The 14,996-nt window shown below is 70.9% G+C and carries 10 protein-coding genes; 3 read left to right on the forward strand and 7 right to left on the reverse strand.

The window, feature by feature from the left end:
• The first annotated feature begins 104 nt into the window (after positions 1–104).
• The gene (locus VNR19_RS03480; protein WP_325723934.1) at positions 105–566 is read left to right on the forward strand and encodes a hypothetical protein; all 462 of its coding nucleotides are present in this window, start codon (positions 105–107) and stop codon (positions 564–566) included.
• Positions 567–638: 72 nt separating this feature from the next.
• Positions 639–2,810: a L,D-transpeptidase family protein gene (locus VNR19_RS03485; protein ID WP_325723936.1), complete on the forward strand. Its 2,172-nt coding sequence runs from the start codon at positions 639–641 to the stop codon at positions 2,808–2,810.
• Positions 2,811–2,926: 116 nt separating this feature from the next.
• On the opposite strand, the gene VNR19_RS03490 is transcribed toward VNR19_RS03485, so the two are convergent.
• Positions 2,927–5,143 (reverse strand): NADP-dependent isocitrate dehydrogenase, encoded by a 2,217-nt coding sequence (locus tag VNR19_RS03490; RefSeq protein ID WP_325723938.1) that lies wholly within the window; start codon positions 5,141–5,143, stop codon positions 2,927–2,929.
• A gap of 149 nt (positions 5,144–5,292) precedes the next feature.
• Here VNR19_RS03490 and VNR19_RS03495 point away from each other — a divergent pair, with 149 nt between their 5' ends.
• Positions 5,293–5,745, forward strand: coding sequence for a GNAT family N-acetyltransferase (locus tag VNR19_RS03495; RefSeq protein WP_325723940.1), 453 nt, complete (start codon positions 5,293–5,295; stop codon positions 5,743–5,745).
• 28 nt (positions 5,746–5,773) lie between these two features.
• On the opposite strand, the gene VNR19_RS03500 is transcribed toward VNR19_RS03495, so the two are convergent.
• From VNR19_RS03500 to VNR19_RS03525, 6 genes are all read right to left on the reverse strand, one after another.
• Positions 5,774–6,739: an acetylxylan esterase gene (locus tag VNR19_RS03500; protein WP_325723942.1), complete on the reverse strand. Its 966-nt coding sequence runs from the start codon at positions 6,737–6,739 to the stop codon at positions 5,774–5,776.
• A gap of 54 nt (positions 6,740–6,793) precedes the next feature.
• Complete coding sequence (locus VNR19_RS03505; protein ID WP_325723944.1) at positions 6,794–8,608, reverse strand: ABC transporter ATP-binding protein; 1,815 nt, start codon at positions 8,606–8,608, stop codon at positions 6,794–6,796.
• Entirely contained in the window at positions 8,605–10,449 is a 1,845-nt protein-coding gene (locus VNR19_RS03510; protein ID WP_325723946.1) for an ABC transporter ATP-binding protein, read from the reverse strand. The genes VNR19_RS03505 and VNR19_RS03510 overlap by 4 nt, the downstream gene beginning before the upstream one ends.
• Positions 10,450–10,779: 330 nt before the next feature.
• Positions 10,780–11,268, reverse strand: a complete 489-nt coding sequence (locus tag VNR19_RS03515; protein WP_325723948.1) for a methylated-DNA--[protein]-cysteine S-methyltransferase — start codon at positions 11,266–11,268, stop codon at positions 10,780–10,782.
• The gene (locus tag VNR19_RS03520; RefSeq protein WP_325723950.1) at positions 11,265–12,803 is read right to left on the reverse strand and encodes a DNA-3-methyladenine glycosylase 2 family protein; all 1,539 of its coding nucleotides are present in this window, start codon (positions 12,801–12,803) and stop codon (positions 11,265–11,267) included. Before VNR19_RS03520 ends, VNR19_RS03515 begins: the two co-directional genes overlap by 4 nt.
• Positions 12,804–12,956: 153 nt before the next feature.
• Positions 12,957–14,996 carry a hypothetical protein gene (locus VNR19_RS03525; RefSeq protein ID WP_325723952.1) on the reverse strand — a complete coding sequence of 680 codons (2,040 nt, stop codon included), beginning with the start codon at positions 14,994–14,996 and terminating at the stop codon, positions 12,957–12,959.

Genomic DNA, 14,996 nt, shown 5'->3' on the forward strand with positions numbered 1-14,996 from the left:
TTGAACGGACCATTTACAAAACTGTTACAAATCGGCATCGTCTCGCCGGCCGCGGGCTGACGGATGCGTCGCTCACCTACGCTGGATCGCTGGAGGTCCCCCACATGCACCGCAGCATCGCCGCCGTCGTCCTCGTCGCCCTCGCCACGCTCGGTCTCGCCGCGTGCACGGCCTCCCCCACCCCCTCCGAGACCGGGACGACGACCGTCGAAGCGGGCCCGGACGGCCCCGGCGACGCCGGCCAGTCGACCGAAGACGCCTGCGCGCTCGTGCGCGACTCGGTCGTCGCGGCGGCTGAGGAGTTCGAGACCGCGGGTGCGGACGACCCGGCTTCCGTCGTCGAGGCGATGCGCGCCGCCGCCGGGAGACTCGGCGAGACGGCATCCGAGATCACGAACGACCAGGTCGCGGCACTTCTGCCCTCGCTCGAGCAGATGTACGGCCAGATGGGCGACGTGCTGGAGTCCCTCGCGAACGGCGATCTCGATCAGTCGGGCGAGTTCGCAGAGCTCGCCACGACGTTCCGCGACACGATGGACCATTTCCGGGATGTGTGCGGTGAATGACTCATCCAGGGCTCTCCCGAGGCGCGTCCATTACCATATGCAGAACGATTCGGCCTACCGGGGGGTGACGGCGTGACGGATCTCGCCACAAAAGCGGGCGCGCAGGACCTGCCCGACGACGACGTCACGGCGTCATTGGACGAACTCGACATCGACGACTTCGAGGCAGTCGACGCCGACGGCGACACGGACGCGGAGGCTGCAGACGCCGAGGTCGAGGCGGATGCCGAGCCCGACGCTTCCGACGCAGACGACGCCGCGGCCGATGCCGAGCCGGAGGGCGAGGCCGAAGACGCCGAGCCGGAGGGTGAGGCCGAAGACGCCGAGCCGGAGGGCGAAGCGGTCGACCCGGATGCCGAGGTAGGAGACGCCGACGGCGCGACAGAAGGCGTCGAGACCGAAGACGTCGAACCCCAAGCCGAAACCGAAGACCCCATCGCCGAAGGCGTCGCGGCCGAGGCTGAGACCGAAGACGTCGAACCCGAGCCCGAGGACCTGGAAGCCGAGGCAGAGCCGGACCCCGAGCCTGAGCCCCAGGACGTGGAAGCCGAGGCAGAGCCGGACCCCGAGCGCGAGCCCCAGGACCTGGAAGCCGAGGCAGAGCCGGACCCGGAGCCCGACGCTGCGGACGTCGATCCGTCATCCGAATCGGCCGACACACCGGATGACGTCACCACTGACGACCCCGAGCCCGACGCCGCCCTCGCGGCGCCGGAAGACCTCGAGCCCGCCGCCGCTGACGACCTCGTCGCAGAGCCCATCAGCGAGCCCGTGCCCGTCGGTGCGGTCGCCGCGGCGCCGGTCGCGGCATCCGTCGCTCCTCCGGCCCCCACGGTGCTTCCGGTTCCCGGACCGGCGACGCACGCCGAGCCCGAGGTGATGTGGGCGCTCGCAGAGCCGAAGCGGCGCAAGCGCCGCCTGGGATGGTGGATCGGGATCCCCGTCGCCCTCGCGATCGCGGCGCTCGTCGCAGCGTCGCTCGTCCTCATCGCACCCGGCACGTCGATCGCGGGCGTGTCCGTCGGCGGCATGACGCCGGGGGCCGCAGCCGACGCGGTCAGCGCGCGCCTTGCCGAGACGACGCTCGTGATCACGGGCCCCGACGGCGATGTCGAGGTCACCGGTGCGGAGCTCGCCGCGAGCGTGCGCGCGCGCGAACTCGCGAACGAGGCGTTCGACGCGCATCCGATGTGGAACCCCACCCAGTGGTTCTCCGAGCCCGAGCAGGCGGTCGTCCAGCTCGATCCCGACGTCGCGAAGGCCGTGCTGCGCGATGCGGCGCCCTCGCTCTACACCGACCCAGTCGACGCGCAGCTCGCGTTCGACGCCGAGTCCGGGTCATATGTCGTGACGCCCGCGATCCTCGGCACGGGCATCGACGTCGACGCGGTGCGCACCGCCCTGCAGGATGCGTTCGACTCCGGCCAGACGCACGTCGAGTTCGATCCCGTCGCGGCCCCGATCGACGCCGAGACGCAGACGTACGTCGCGGACGCGACCGCGTACCGACTCAACACGATGCTCGATTCGATGGGCTTCTACATCGGCGGCGAGCGGGTCGTCCCGATCGACCGCGCCCTCGCGGCGTCGTGGATCACGCTCGGCGACGGCCCTCGCGGCACGTTCTCGATCGAGGTCGACCAGGAGGCGATCGACGCCTTCGTCGAGACCCTCCCCGCTCTCGTGAACCGCGAACCCGTCAACGCGACGGTCGTGACCAACTCGAGCGGAACCGTGCTGCGGACGCTGACGGAGGGCGTCGAGGGACGCACGCTCGAGAGCACGGACGGCATCGCCGCGGCGTTCGCCGAGCAGATCCAGAACGCGAACGGCGTCTACGAACTGCCCATGACGACGATCCCGTTCACGACGACCGCGCTCGCACGCACGATCGAGGTGAACCTCAGCACGCAGCGCGCCTACCTCTACGAGAACGGCAACCTCGTCAGCTCGCACGTCATCTCGTCGGGCCTCCCCGGCTCGGCCACGCCGACGGGCCACTTCACGGTCAACGGGTATTCGCGCATCCAGAGCATGGGGTGCTTCGAGGGTGCGCCGTACTGCGTGCGCGACGTGCCGTGGGTCACATGGTTCGCTCCCGACATCGGCTTCCACGGCGCCAACTCGCTGCGCTCGTCGCTCGGGTACCCGCAGAGCCACGGCTGCGTGAACATGTGGGACAACGAGGCCAGGTTCGTCTACGAGTGGTCGGCGTACGGCACCGAGGTGTGGGTGCACTACTGATCCCGTGCCACTCGGGGTCGGCTCAGAGGCGACCAGTCGGTCGGCCGGGCGCAAGGACGGGGTGAAGCGGATGCCTCGGCGGAGGCATCCGCTTCACCCCGTCGCAGACCGTGGAGTCAGATGTTGTCGACGATCGCGTTGAGCGTCGCCGACGGGCGCATGACCTTCTCGACGAGCTCGGGGTCGGGCCGGTAGTAGCCGCCGATGTCGGCGGGCGAGCCCTGCACGGCGAGCAGCTCGTCGACGATCTGCTGCTCGCTGTCGGCGAGAGCCTCGGCGACCGGCTTGAAGGCGGCCGCGAGCCCGGCGTCGGCCTGCTGGTTCGCGAGCTCGGTCGCCCAGTAGAGCGCCAGGTAGAAATGGCTGCCGCGGTTGTCGATCGTGCCGAGTGCGCGGCCGGGCGACTTGTCGTTCTCGAGGAACGTGCCCGTCGCCGCATCGAGCGTGTCGGCGAGGACCTGCGCACGCACGTTGCCCGTGAAGTTCGCGTAGTGCTCGAGCGACGCCGCGAGCGCGAAGAACTCGCCGAGCGAGTCCCAGCGCAGGTAGTTCTCGGCGAGGAGCTGCTGCACGTGCTTCGGAGCCGATCCGCCCGCACCGGTCTCGAAGAGCCCGCCGCCCGCGAGCAGCGGGACGATCGAGAGCATCTTGGCGCTCGTGCCGACCTCGAGGATCGGGAAGAGGTCGGTGAGGTAGTCGCGCAGCACGTTGCCGGTGACCGAGATCGTGTCTTCGCCCTTGCGCAGGCGGTCGAGCGAGTACTGCGTCGCCGCCGCCGGCGCGAGGATCTCGATCGTGAGGCCCTCGGTGTCGTGGTCGGCGAGGTACTCGCGCACCTTCGCGATGAGCGCGCGGTCGTGCGAGCGCTGCTCGTCGAGCCAGAAGACAGCCGGGGCGCCCGTCGCGCGCGCGCGGGTCACGGCGAGCTTGACCCAGTCGCGCACAGCGATGTCCTTCGTCTGCGTGCCGCGCCAGATGTCGCCGCGGTCGACCGTGTGCTCGAGCAGCACGTCGCCCGCCGAGTTCACGACCTGCACGCGGCCGGGCGCCGCGATCTCGAACGTCTTGTCGTGGCTGCCGTACTCCTCGGCGGCCTGCGCCATGAGGCCGACGTTCGGCACGGTGCCCATCGTCGCCGGGTCGAGCGGCCCGTGCGCGATGACGTCGTCGATCACCGTCTGGTAGACGCCCGCGTAGGACGAATCGGGGATGACGGCGAGCGTGTCGTCTTCGCTGCCGTCGGCACCCCACAGCTTGCCGCCGTTGCGGATGAGCGCCGGCATCGACGCGTCGACGATGACGTCGGAGGGCACGTGGAGGTTCGTGATGCCCTTGTCGGAGTTGACGTACGACAGGCGCGGGCCCTTCTTCATCGCCTCGTCGATCGCGGCTTTGATCGCATCGCCGCCCTCGAGCCGGCCCAGACCGGCCAGGATCGCGCCCAGGCCGTCGTTCGGCGTGAGACCGGCCTCGGCGATCTTGTCGCCGTGGCGGTCGAACACGTCGGCGAAGTACGCCTTGACCACGTGACCGAAGATGATCGGGTCGCTGACCTTCATCATCGTGGCCTTGAGGTGCACCGAGTACAGCACGTCGTCGGCCTTCGCGGTCTCGAGCGTCTCGCCGAGGAACGCGTCGAGCGCCTTCGCGGAGAGGAAGGTGCCGTCGACGATCTCGCCGGGGAGCACCTTGATGCCCTCCTTCAACGGCGTCACGGTGCCGTCTTCGCCGACGTGCTGGATCGTGAGCACGTCGTCGGACGGGATGACGGTCGTCTGCTCGTTCGAGCGGAAGTCGTCGTGGCCCATCGTCGCGACGCGCGTCTTGGAGCCCTCGGCGAACGGCTTGTTGCGGTGCGGGTGCTTGCGCGCGTAGTTCTTGACCGACAGCGGCGCGCGGCGGTCGCTGTTGCCCTCGCGCAGCACGGGGTTCACGGCGGAGCCCTTGATGCGGTCGTAACGCGCGCGGATGTCCTTCTCTTCGAGCGTCTCGGGCTCGTCGGGGTAGTCCGGCACGTCGTAGCCCTTGGACTGAAGCTCCGCGATCGCGGCCTTCAGCTGAGGGATCGACGCCGAGATGTTGGGGAGCTTGATGATGTTCGCCTCGGGCAGCGTCGCGAGCCCGCCCAGCTCGGCGAGCGCGTCACCGACCTGCTGCTCGGCGGTCAGTCGCTGCGGGAACGCGGCCAGCACCCGACCCGCCAGCGAGATGTCGCGAGTCTCGATGTCGACCCCCGCCTGACGGGTCACCGCCTGCACGATCGGCAGGAGCGAAGCGGTCGCGAGAGCCGGGGCCTCGTCGGTGTAGGTGTAGATGATGGTGGAGTCGGTCACCGGTTCCGTCTTTCGTTTCGGGGCGTCGTGCAAGCCTATCGCAATCGCAAAAGTATCTTGATATCGAGATACTTTGCGCTGCATGAATTCCCCATGAAGGTCACGGCAGGACGTGGCCGGATGCCGCGCGCCTCCATTAGCCTGGGGCAATGGCTGAGCTCCGACTGGAAGAACTTTCCGCCTCGACGATCGTCGCGGTCAACAACATGTCGCTCAAGCCCGGCCAGGAGGAGTTCCTCTCGCCGGTCAGCTACGGCATCGCCGCCACCGTCGTGAACCCCCAGACGTCGTGGCAGCGCGTCGTGCTCGACGGCGACGACGTCGTCGGGTTCGTCAGCGCCAACTTCGATCCCGACTTCCCCCAGGAGCACTTCCGCTCCGTCCTCTGGCGCATCAACGTCGATGCCGACGATCAGGGCCGCGGTGTCGGACGCTTCGCGGTCGAGGCGCTGCTCGACGAGGCGCGCAAGCGCGGCATGGAGAAGGTGAACGTCATCTACGAGGCCGGCGAAGGCGGGCCCGAGGCGTTCTTCAAGCGCGTCGGCTTCACGCCTGTCGGCGAGACCGAGTACGGCGAGGTCATCGCCGAGATCAAGCTCTGAGCGGATGCCGCGGGCGCGGCATCCGTCGTCATAGCCGCTCGCGCAGCCAGCGCGCCTGCCGCACCCACTGGTGCGCCTGTCCGCCCTCGTGCCCGTTGTAGGCGTACACGACGATCTCGCGATCCGGCGCCGCGAGCCGGTTGTACGCGGCGAACACCGTCGACGGCAGCACGATGTCGTCCATGAGCGCGACCGAGAACAGCGAGGGCACGGTCACGCGGCGCGCGAGCACGGCCCCATCGAAGTAGGAGAGCGTACGGAAGACCTGGTCGGTCAGGTCGCGGTGCACGCCGAGGAACTGCGTGATCTCGGTGAACGGATTGCGCGGAGTGAGAGCGACGGCGCGAGGGAAGTCGCACAGGAACGGCACATCGGGCATCGCGCCGCGCAGGTCGGGAACGAGGCTCGCGACGGCGATCGCGATGCCCCCGCCCTGGCTGCCGCCGGTGACCGCGACACGTGACCCGTCGACGAACGGGAGCTCGCGCACCGCGTCGACGAGGCGGACGCCGTCGGTGAAGACACGGCGGTAGTAGTACGTCTCCGGGTCGAGGATGCCGCGCGTCATGAAGCCGGGCATCGCGGGTCCGGAGCCGTGCGGGTCGGCGGTGTCGCCGCCCGTGCCCGACGCGCTCCCCTGCCCCCGCGTGTCCATGAGCACGTGCACGAAGCCGGCCGCCGCCCACTGCAGCCGCTCCCCCGGAAGGCCGCGACCGCCGCCGTATCCCACGTACTCCACGACGGCGGGGAGGGCGGCATCCGTCTTCGGCCTCGTCACCCATGCACGGACCGGCTCTCCGCCGAAGCCGGGGAACACGAGGTCTTCGACGATGAGCTCGGTGATCGGGGTGTCGGCGGGCGACAGGTCGAAGCCGCCGCCCGCGGCCCGCGCCTCGGCGATCGTGGTCGACCAGAAGGCGTCGAGATCGGCGGGTTCGGGGAGGTCGGGTCGGTAGGTGCGGAGGTCGTCGAGCGTCAGGTCGGTGAACGGCACGGCGACACGATACAGCGGATGCCGCACCCCGGCGTCAGCGTCGGGCGACAGGGCTCACACGAGCGACTCGCGCCATGCGGCGTGCAGCTGCGCGAACTTGCCCGTTCCCGCGATGAGGTTCTCGGGGGTGTCGTCCTCGATGATGCGACCGTGCTCCATCACGAGCACGCGATCGGCGATCGCGACCGTCGACAGGCGGTGCGCGATGATGATCGCCGTGCGGTCGGCCAGGAGCGTCTGCAGCGCCTCCTGGATCATCCGCTCGCTCGGGATGTCGAGCGACGCCGTCGCCTCGTCGAGGATCAGCACAGCGGGGTTCGCGAGGAACGCGCGCGCGAAGGAGATCAGCTGCCGCTGACCCGCCGACACGCGACCGCCCCGCTTGTTCACGTCGGTGTCGTAGCCGTCCGGCAGGCGCTCGATGAAGGCATCCGCCCCCACCGCCCGTGCCGCGGCGCGGATCTCGTCGAGCGTCGCATCCGGCTTGCCGAGCGCGATGTTGTCGGCGACCGTGCCGCTGAACAGATACGCCTCCTGCGTGACCATCACGATCGCGCGGCGCAGATCCTTCGGATGCAGACGCCTGAGGTCCACGCCGTCAAGGCTCACCGTCCCCTGCGTCGGGTCGTAGAACCGCGACACGAGCTTGGCGAGGGTCGACTTTCCCGCGCCCGTCGTGCCCACGAGGGCGACCGTCTGGCCGGCCGGGATCTCGAGCGAGAAGTCCGGCAGGATCACGCGGTCGTTCGAGTAGCCGAAGCTCACGTGGTCGAACGTCACGCGGCCGCGCGCCGACCACAGGTCGACCGGGTCGGTCGGGTCGGGAACGGTCGGCTCCTCCTCCAGGACGCCCGACACCTTCTCGAGCGCCGCCGTCGCCGACTGGTACGAGTTCAGGAAGAACGCGACCTCCTGCAGCGGCGAGAAGAAGTTCCGCACATACAGCACGGCGGCCAGCAGCGTTCCGATCGCGAGCGCGCCGTCGGCGACACGGATGCCGCCCCACAGCACCACGAGGGCGATCGAAGCGGATGCCACGGCCATCAGCGCGGGCTCGAACGCGCCGAACAGGCGGATCGTCCGCATGTTCACCTCGCGGTAGTCGCTGGCGAGACCGCCGAACTCGCCGTCGTTGCGCGGCTCCTTGCGGAACGCCTTGACGGCGCGGATGCCGGTCATCGTCTCGACGAACTTGACGATCACCTTCGCGCTCACGACGCGCGACTCGCGGTAGGCGATCTGCGAGCTGCGGTAGAACCAGCGCATCAGCAGGTACAGCGGCAACCCCATCGCGACCACGATCAGGCCCGACTGCCAGTCGAGCAGCAGCAGCGCGATGAGCGTGAAACCGCCGTACAGGACACCCGACACGAGCTCGTTGAGACCGCCGTCCAGCAGCTCGCGGATCGTGTCGAGGTCGCTCGTCTGACGCGAGATGATGCGACCCGACGTGTAGGACTCGTGGAACTCGAGGCTCAGCCGCTGCGTGTGCAGGAAGATGCGCTTGCGCAGATCGAGCAGCACAGCCTGCGTGAGCCGCGCCGCGACGACGACGTACCAGCCGATGAGGGCCGCACCGCCGAGGGCCGACACGAGGTAGACGGCCACGACGAGGATCGTCGGCATCCAGTCCATGCGCTCGACCGCGGCCGGGAGCGCGTTGTTGAGCCCGTATGCGATGAGCGCGGGACCGACGACGCGAAGCACGGTCGACACGACGAGCACGACCGCCGCGAGCACGAGCTGCCAGCGCACCGGCGAGATGAGCGATCCCAGCAGGCGCAGCGAGCGCCGTCGGATGGCGCGACTCTCTTCGCGCGTGTAATCGGAGCGGTCTTCGCCGCTCGTTCCGACGACGGTGGTGCTCACAGGTTCACCTCCAGCGGTTCCTGTTCGTGGTGGAGCGCGCGCTTGCGCGCCTCGTCGATCTCGAGACTCGAGATCACGTGACGGTAGTGCTCGCTCTCGCGCAGCAGCTCGGAGTGCGTGCCGACCGCCGTGATGCGCCCGCCCTCGAGCAGTGCGACGCGGTCGGCGAGCATCACCGTGGACGGGCGGTGCGCGACCACGAGGGCGGTCGTGTCGTGCAGCACCTCGCGCAGCGCGTCCTCGACGAGCGCCTCGGTGTCGACGTCGAGCGCCGACAGCGGGTCGTCGAGCACGAGCACCGACGGACGGGCGGCGACGGCACGCGCGAGCGCGAGCCGCTGACGCTGGCCGCCCGAGAGGCTCAGGCCCTCTTCCCCGATGACCGTGTCGGGGCCGTCGGGCAGGTCGTACACGAAGCCCGCCTGCGCCACCTCGAGCGCCTCGCGCAGCACGGCCTCGGCCTCGGGGCTGCCGGGCTCCAGGTCCTCGCGACCCAACAGCACGTTGTCGCGCACCGACTGCGAGAACAGCGTCGCGTCCTCGAAGGCCATGCCCACGTGCCGGCGAAGCTCGGCGAGCGACAGGTCGCGCACGTCCACGCCGTCGAGCGTGACGCGCCCGCCCGTCACGTCGTACAGGCGCGCGGGCAGCGTCGTGAGCGTCGTCTTGCCCGAGCCGGTGAGGCCGACGAGAGCCATGGTCTCGCCGGGCCGCAGCACGAGGTCGATGCCGTCGAGCAGGTCCCGCTCGTTCGGCGACGCGTCCTGGTAGCGGAAGTGCGCGTTCTCGAACGCGAGCTCGCCGCGCACGCGGTCGAGCGTGACGGGCGACTCGGGGTCGGTGATGGGGTTGGGCTCGTCGAACACCTCGAAGAGGCGGTCGGTCGCGGTGCGCGCGTCGAGCGTGAAGGAGAAGAGGAACCCGATCGACTCCATCGGCCAGCGCAGCACGGTCGCCATCGCGAAGAACGCGAACAGCTCGCCGACGTTCAACTGGTCCGTCGCGTTGAGGAAGATGCCGACGCCGAGGCACAGCGCGAACGCGATGTCGGGCAGCAGCACGAGCCAGAACCAGATCCAGCCGACGGCGCCCGCTTTGCGCAGCTCGGTGCGCCGCAGGGTCTCGGCCTGGCGCGTGAACTTCTGAAGCGCGTGCTTGCCGCGGCCGAAGGCCTTGAGCACACGGATGCCGTGCACGCTCTCCTCGACCGAGGTCGCGAGGTCTCCCGCCTGGTCCTGGCTCTGGCGCGTGAGCGTGCCGTACGTCTTCTCGAAGCGATAGCCCGCGTACCAGATCGGCAGCGAGCACACGATGAACACCGTGCCCAGCAGCCAGTGCCAGCGGAACAGCAGCACGAGGCCCACCGCGATCGTCAGGGCGTTGACGACGAGCAGGATGACGCCGAACGCCATCCAGCGGCGCATCATGCTGATGTCCTGCATCATGCGGCTCAACAGCTGACCCGACTGCCACCGATCGTGGAACGCGACCGGCAGACGCTGCAGACGGCGATAGAACGCCGTGCGCAGGTCGTACTCGACCTCCGTCGCCGGCGCGATCACGAACCAGCGCCGGGCCCAGACCATCAACGCCTCGAGCAGCCCGAGCACGAGCACGGCGACGGCGCCCCATGTGATGAGAGCGAGGTCGCCCGACGCGATCGGACCGCGCACGACGGCCTCGAGCACGAGCGGGATGCCGAGCGCGAGCAGGCTCGCCAGCAGCGCGCTCACGGCGCCGAGCACGAGACGCGGCAGGACGGGCTTGGCGAACGGGAGCAGCCGCGCCAGGGCACGAGGGGTGGAGAGGCGGGACCGTTGCGGTTCAGCGGTGGTGGTCATGATCCTTGCGGGGTCCTGGTGGGACGGTGGATGCGAGCCCCGGTCGGGGCGTAAGGGCGCGCGAAGAGCGCGACGAGGGGCGGATTCTCTCGATACGAGAGGGAACGCTCCTGACTGAGGCGATATGCCGAGCGGCGCGAAGCCGGCGGCGAGCTATCCCTGAAGGCGAGGGCGGTCCACACGGATGCCGAGAGCGACGTATGCGAACTGGGCGACGATAACGGCCGTGTGCATGGCGTCCTCCTCTGGATCCGGCTGAGTGCCACGCAAAGCGCGACAGCCCTCCAGCCTATACCTGGGAGTTCGCTGAGCGCAAGGATGAATGCAAGCTCAGGCGGCGGCTTCGCGCGCGAGGAGGCTGCGCTTCACGTCGACACCCCACGCGAATCCGCCCAGCGCTCCGCCGGTGCGCAGCACGCGGTGGCACGGGACGAAGAGCGCGGGCGCGTTGCGCGCGCAGATCGCCGCGACCGCGCGCACGGCGGACGGTCGCCCGAGCAGCGCCGCGAACTCCGCGTAGGTGAGCGGATGCCCCGGCTCGATCGAGCGCAGCGCGCGCCAGCCCTCGAGCTGGAGCGGCGTGCCGTCCTGCTCCACCTCGACCGCATCGATCGCCGAGAGGTCGCCGTCGTAGTACGCGAGGACGGCGGCGGCCGCATCCGTCTCGCCCTCCGTCACCGACGACGGCGCGCGACGCACGCGTGCGAGGATCGCGTCGGGATCGGCGCTCCAGCCGGAGGCGAGCACGCGCTGCCGGTCGTCGGCGAGGATCGTGAAGGCGCCGTCGGGGGTCTCGATCGTCTGCAGGGTGGCGGTCATGATTCGTCCTTCGGGGTCTCGGTGCGGCGGCGCGCGGAGCGCGGCCGGACGGGGGCGTTGCGCCACAGGTGGGCGGTGAGGTAACTGCGCCAGGGCGCCGTTCGAGCGGCCCACGCGCTGAAGGCTCTCGGCTCGGCGGGGATGCCGGCGGCGGCCGCGCCGGAGCGCACCGCGACGTCGCCGGGGAGGGTGATGTCGGGGTCGCCGAGCACGCGCATGCGCACGTAGTCGGCTGTCCAAGGGCCGACGCCCGCCAGGGCGAGGAGGGCCGCGCGCTGCTCCGCGCTGTCGTCGCCCGAGGTGAGCGTGAGCGTGCCGTCGGCGAGGGCCGCGGCGGCGCCGGTGAGGGCGCGGATGCGGGCTGCGGGGCCCCGGAGCACTTCGGGACCCCGCTCGGCGATCGCCGCCATCGTGGGGAACAGGCGCACGGTCGCGTCGCCGTCGTCGCCGAGACCGCTGACGGGCTCGCCGAGGGCATCCGCGAGCGCGGTCAGCGCCGTGCGCGCGGCGGCGACGGTGATCTGCTGGCCGACCATCGCGCGGATGAGCATCTCGTGCGGATCGGCCGCGCCGGGGACTCGGATTCCGGGGACGCGCGCGACGAGGGGCCGGACCTCCGGATGCCGCGACAGCGCTTCGTCGACCGCGAGCGGGTCCGCGTCGAGGTCGAACAGACGTCGGGCCCGCGCGACGAGCGTGGAGAGATCGCCGAGGTGCGCGAGCCGCGCGCGCAGGCGCACGTGGCCCGCGTCGTCGACGCGCAGCTCGAACCACGCGGGGCCACCGGTAAGGCGCAGCGTGCGGGCGAAGCTCGTCGGCGTCGCGCGCTCGACGCCGGGAATCGCCCGCGCGCTCATCCACGCGAACAGCCCTTCGGCGTCGAGGGGTCCGCGGTGCGGCAGCACGAGGTCGATCGCACCGAGGGCGTGTCCTGATGCGCCGTTGCGCGACATCCGGCGACGCGCCCGCAGCTCGAGCGGCGACATGCCGAACACCTCGCGCACGGTGTCGTTGAACTGACGCACACTCGTGAATCCCGCGGAGAAGGCGACGTCGGCCGCCGTCAGGTCGGTGCCGACGAGCAGCATGCGCGCGGTGTGCGCGCGCTGCGCCCGCGCGAGGGCGAGCGGACCGGCGCCGAGCTCGGCCGTGAGCAGTCGCGTCAGGTGGCGCGGCGAGTACCCCAGGCGTCGGGCGAGCCCCGGAACGCCCTCGCGCTCGACCACGCCGTCGGCGATGAGCCGCATCGCGCGCCCCGCGGTGTCGCCGCGCAGGTTCCACTCGGGGGAGCCGGGCGCCGCCTCGGGGAGGCACCGTTTGCACGCACGGTACCCCGCCTCGTGCGCGGCCGCGCTCGTCGGGTAGAACGTGACGTTCGACGGCTTCGGCGTGCGCGCGGGACAGCTCGGCCTGCAGTAGATGCCGGTGGAGCGTACGGCGGTGACGAACTGCCCGTCGAACCGCGCGTCGCGCGAGTCGATCGCGCGATAGCGCTCGTCGAACGTCATCGCGGGACGCGGGGTGGTCGTCGTCATGCGTCCAGCCTGTCACGCCCCAGCGACGTGGGCTGGCGGAAATCGGACACGGCTGTGCGGGGCTCGCGTAAGCCGTCATGGCGTAGGCGGCGCCTTTCGCCACCGCGCGAACGGGTGCCGGAGCGCCGCCCCCGCGACGCTCCGGCACCACTCTCACGACGTGGCGATCGCGAACCCGCCGGCCGGCACGACGATCGTCCGCGATCCGCGAACGGTCGTGTCCCGCACCTGCCCCCCGCGCGAGTCGAACACGATCACGTGTGTCGTGGTCCCTTCCGCGCCGATGCGCGTCGGCTGCGGCGCAGCCGCGCTGGAATGCACGAGCTCCGTGCGGCCGCCCTCCCCCGCGAGCGCGAGGCGCGAGATGACCGGTCGCACGAGGATGCCGTCCAGCACGAGTTCGCCCGCCCGCACGTCGACGCGCAGCGCCGACCGGTCGTCGAGCGCGGAGTGCTGCAGCGATCGCGGCCACAGAACGCCGGGGGTGGGTGACACGCCCTGATCCGGCCCCTGCTCGTGCAGCGCGCCGAGCGGCACGTTGCCCGCTCGCCACATCGAAGTGCTGGACTCACCGGGCGTCGACCACACCACCGGCTCCACCCAGCGGCGCGTCGAATCGGTGCCGATGTCGAACACGGCGCTCGCGCCACGCGGCAGCGTCAGCGCATCGCCCGCCCACAGCGACTCCCCCGTCCATGCCTCGGGCGTCGTGACGGTTCCGCCGGTCGTCGTTCCGCTCTCGGCCTGAACGAGCCGCAGCCCCTCGCGCGCGGCGACCTCGGTGAGCGCGGATGCCCGCTTGCCGAGTCCCGGCCGCGCATCGAGTGCGAGCATCGTGAGCAGTCCATGGATCGTGCTCTCGGCGCCGCTGTTGCGGTTGACGCGGCCGTCCGCCTCGAGTCCGTCGAACGTGACGCCGGTCGCGGGGTCGTACATCGGCTCTCCCGCGTGGTTCGCTCCGAAGAACCACGCCGCCTGCATGACGGCGAGCTCCGTGAACCCGGGCGCACCGGTCGCGTCGGCGACGGCGAACAGCGACTGCACGCGCGAGTCCGCGCCGTATGCGATCTGCACACGCTCGGTCGGGGTCGGCATCCACCCGTTGTCGGGACCGCCCGCCGTCATGAGCGTCGGCGTGAACGACGCTGAGTCGCGAACGGCCGGGACGACGAGCGAGGGGTCGCCGAGGGCGACGGATGCCGCAGCCACCGCCGCCGGCATCTGCGAGCCCCACGCGTGCCACAGCGAGCGCGCGGGCGTCCACGGCAGCAGCGCGCCGTACGGCCACGAGCGCTCATCGCCGGCGCTCATCGCCGCGATGCCTTCCGCGAGCTTGCGGAGCGCCTCCGCGGCGGCCGTGTCGCCGGGTTGCGCCTCGACATGCGCGGCGAGACCGAGGACCGCCTCTGCCGAGGCATCCGCTCCGTCGACGATCAGCCATCGCGGTACGCGCATGCCGTCGGCCTCGGCCCATCGGCCGTACCGGACGAGCACCTGGCGATCGACCGCCTCGATCGCCAGCGCGAGACGTTCGTCGAGGAACGCCGCGAAGTCCGGGTCGGCGTCCGCGAACGCGGCATGCCCCTCCCCGAGCGCCCAGATCGTGCGCGCGAGCCAATAACTCGGGCCGGAGTCCGACGGGTCGGGCAGCTCGACCGGCTCGGCCGATGGGTTGAGGGTGCCGTCCGGCTGCATCCACAGCACGACGTTCCCCGCGTTCGGGCCGTCGATCGTCTGCAGGTACGCGAGCGAGCGCAGCAGCTCGTAGGCCTTGTCACGGCTCGCGTCGTCTCCCGTCTGCTCCCAGTGCCGCACGTACACGACGGCGGCGCGCGCGATGTCGTCGGCGTTGTAGGCGCCTTGCTTCCAGTGGCCGGTCACGGGGTCGGGCGGACCGCCGCCGCCGACGCGCTCGAACGTGCCGCCCGGGCGCGCGTCGGCGTACGTCCACGGCATGACGAGCACGGGCTCCTCCGCGAGACGGTACGTCGTGTGGCCCTCCACGTCGGCGGGCGGTGTCGCCTCGTCGAGCAGGAAGTCGAGGTGGGCGAGGTTCGTGAGCTGCCCGCCGACCGCCTGCGCCGGGGCCGGTGGTGCGGCCAGCGCCGCCCCCGGGAGCGACAGTGCGAGGGCGACGGCGGCCACCGCGCCGATCGCCGCGCGCGTGCGGGCGGGACGGAGCATCCGGTTCAT

The organism is Microbacterium sp. (assembly GCF_035556355.1).
In the GTDB taxonomy this organism is placed as follows: domain Bacteria; phylum Actinomycetota; class Actinomycetes; order Actinomycetales; family Microbacteriaceae; genus Microbacterium.

What these genes read in the sequence shown, in the direction of transcription:
- VNR19_RS03480 (WP_325723934.1), top strand. Translation starts at nt 105, where the DNA reads ATGCACCGCAGCATCGCCGCCGTCGTCCTCGTCGCCCTCGCCACGCTC.
- VNR19_RS03495 (WP_325723940.1), top strand. Translation starts at nt 5,293, where the DNA reads ATGGCTGAGCTCCGACTGGAAGAACTTTCCGCCTCGACGATCGTCGCG.
- VNR19_RS03510 (WP_325723946.1), bottom strand. Translation starts at nt 10,449, where the DNA reads ATGACCACCACCGCTGAACCGCAACGGTCCCGCCTCTCCACCCCTCGT.
- VNR19_RS03515 (WP_325723948.1), bottom strand. Translation starts at nt 11,268, where the DNA reads ATGACCGCCACCCTGCAGACGATCGAGACCCCCGACGGCGCCTTCACG.
- VNR19_RS03520 (WP_325723950.1), bottom strand. Translation starts at nt 12,803, where the DNA reads ATGACGACGACCACCCCGCGTCCCGCGATGACGTTCGACGAGCGCTAT.
- VNR19_RS03525 (WP_325723952.1), bottom strand. Translation starts at nt 14,996, where the DNA reads ATGAACCGGATGCTCCGTCCCGCCCGCACGCGCGCGGCGATCGGCGCG.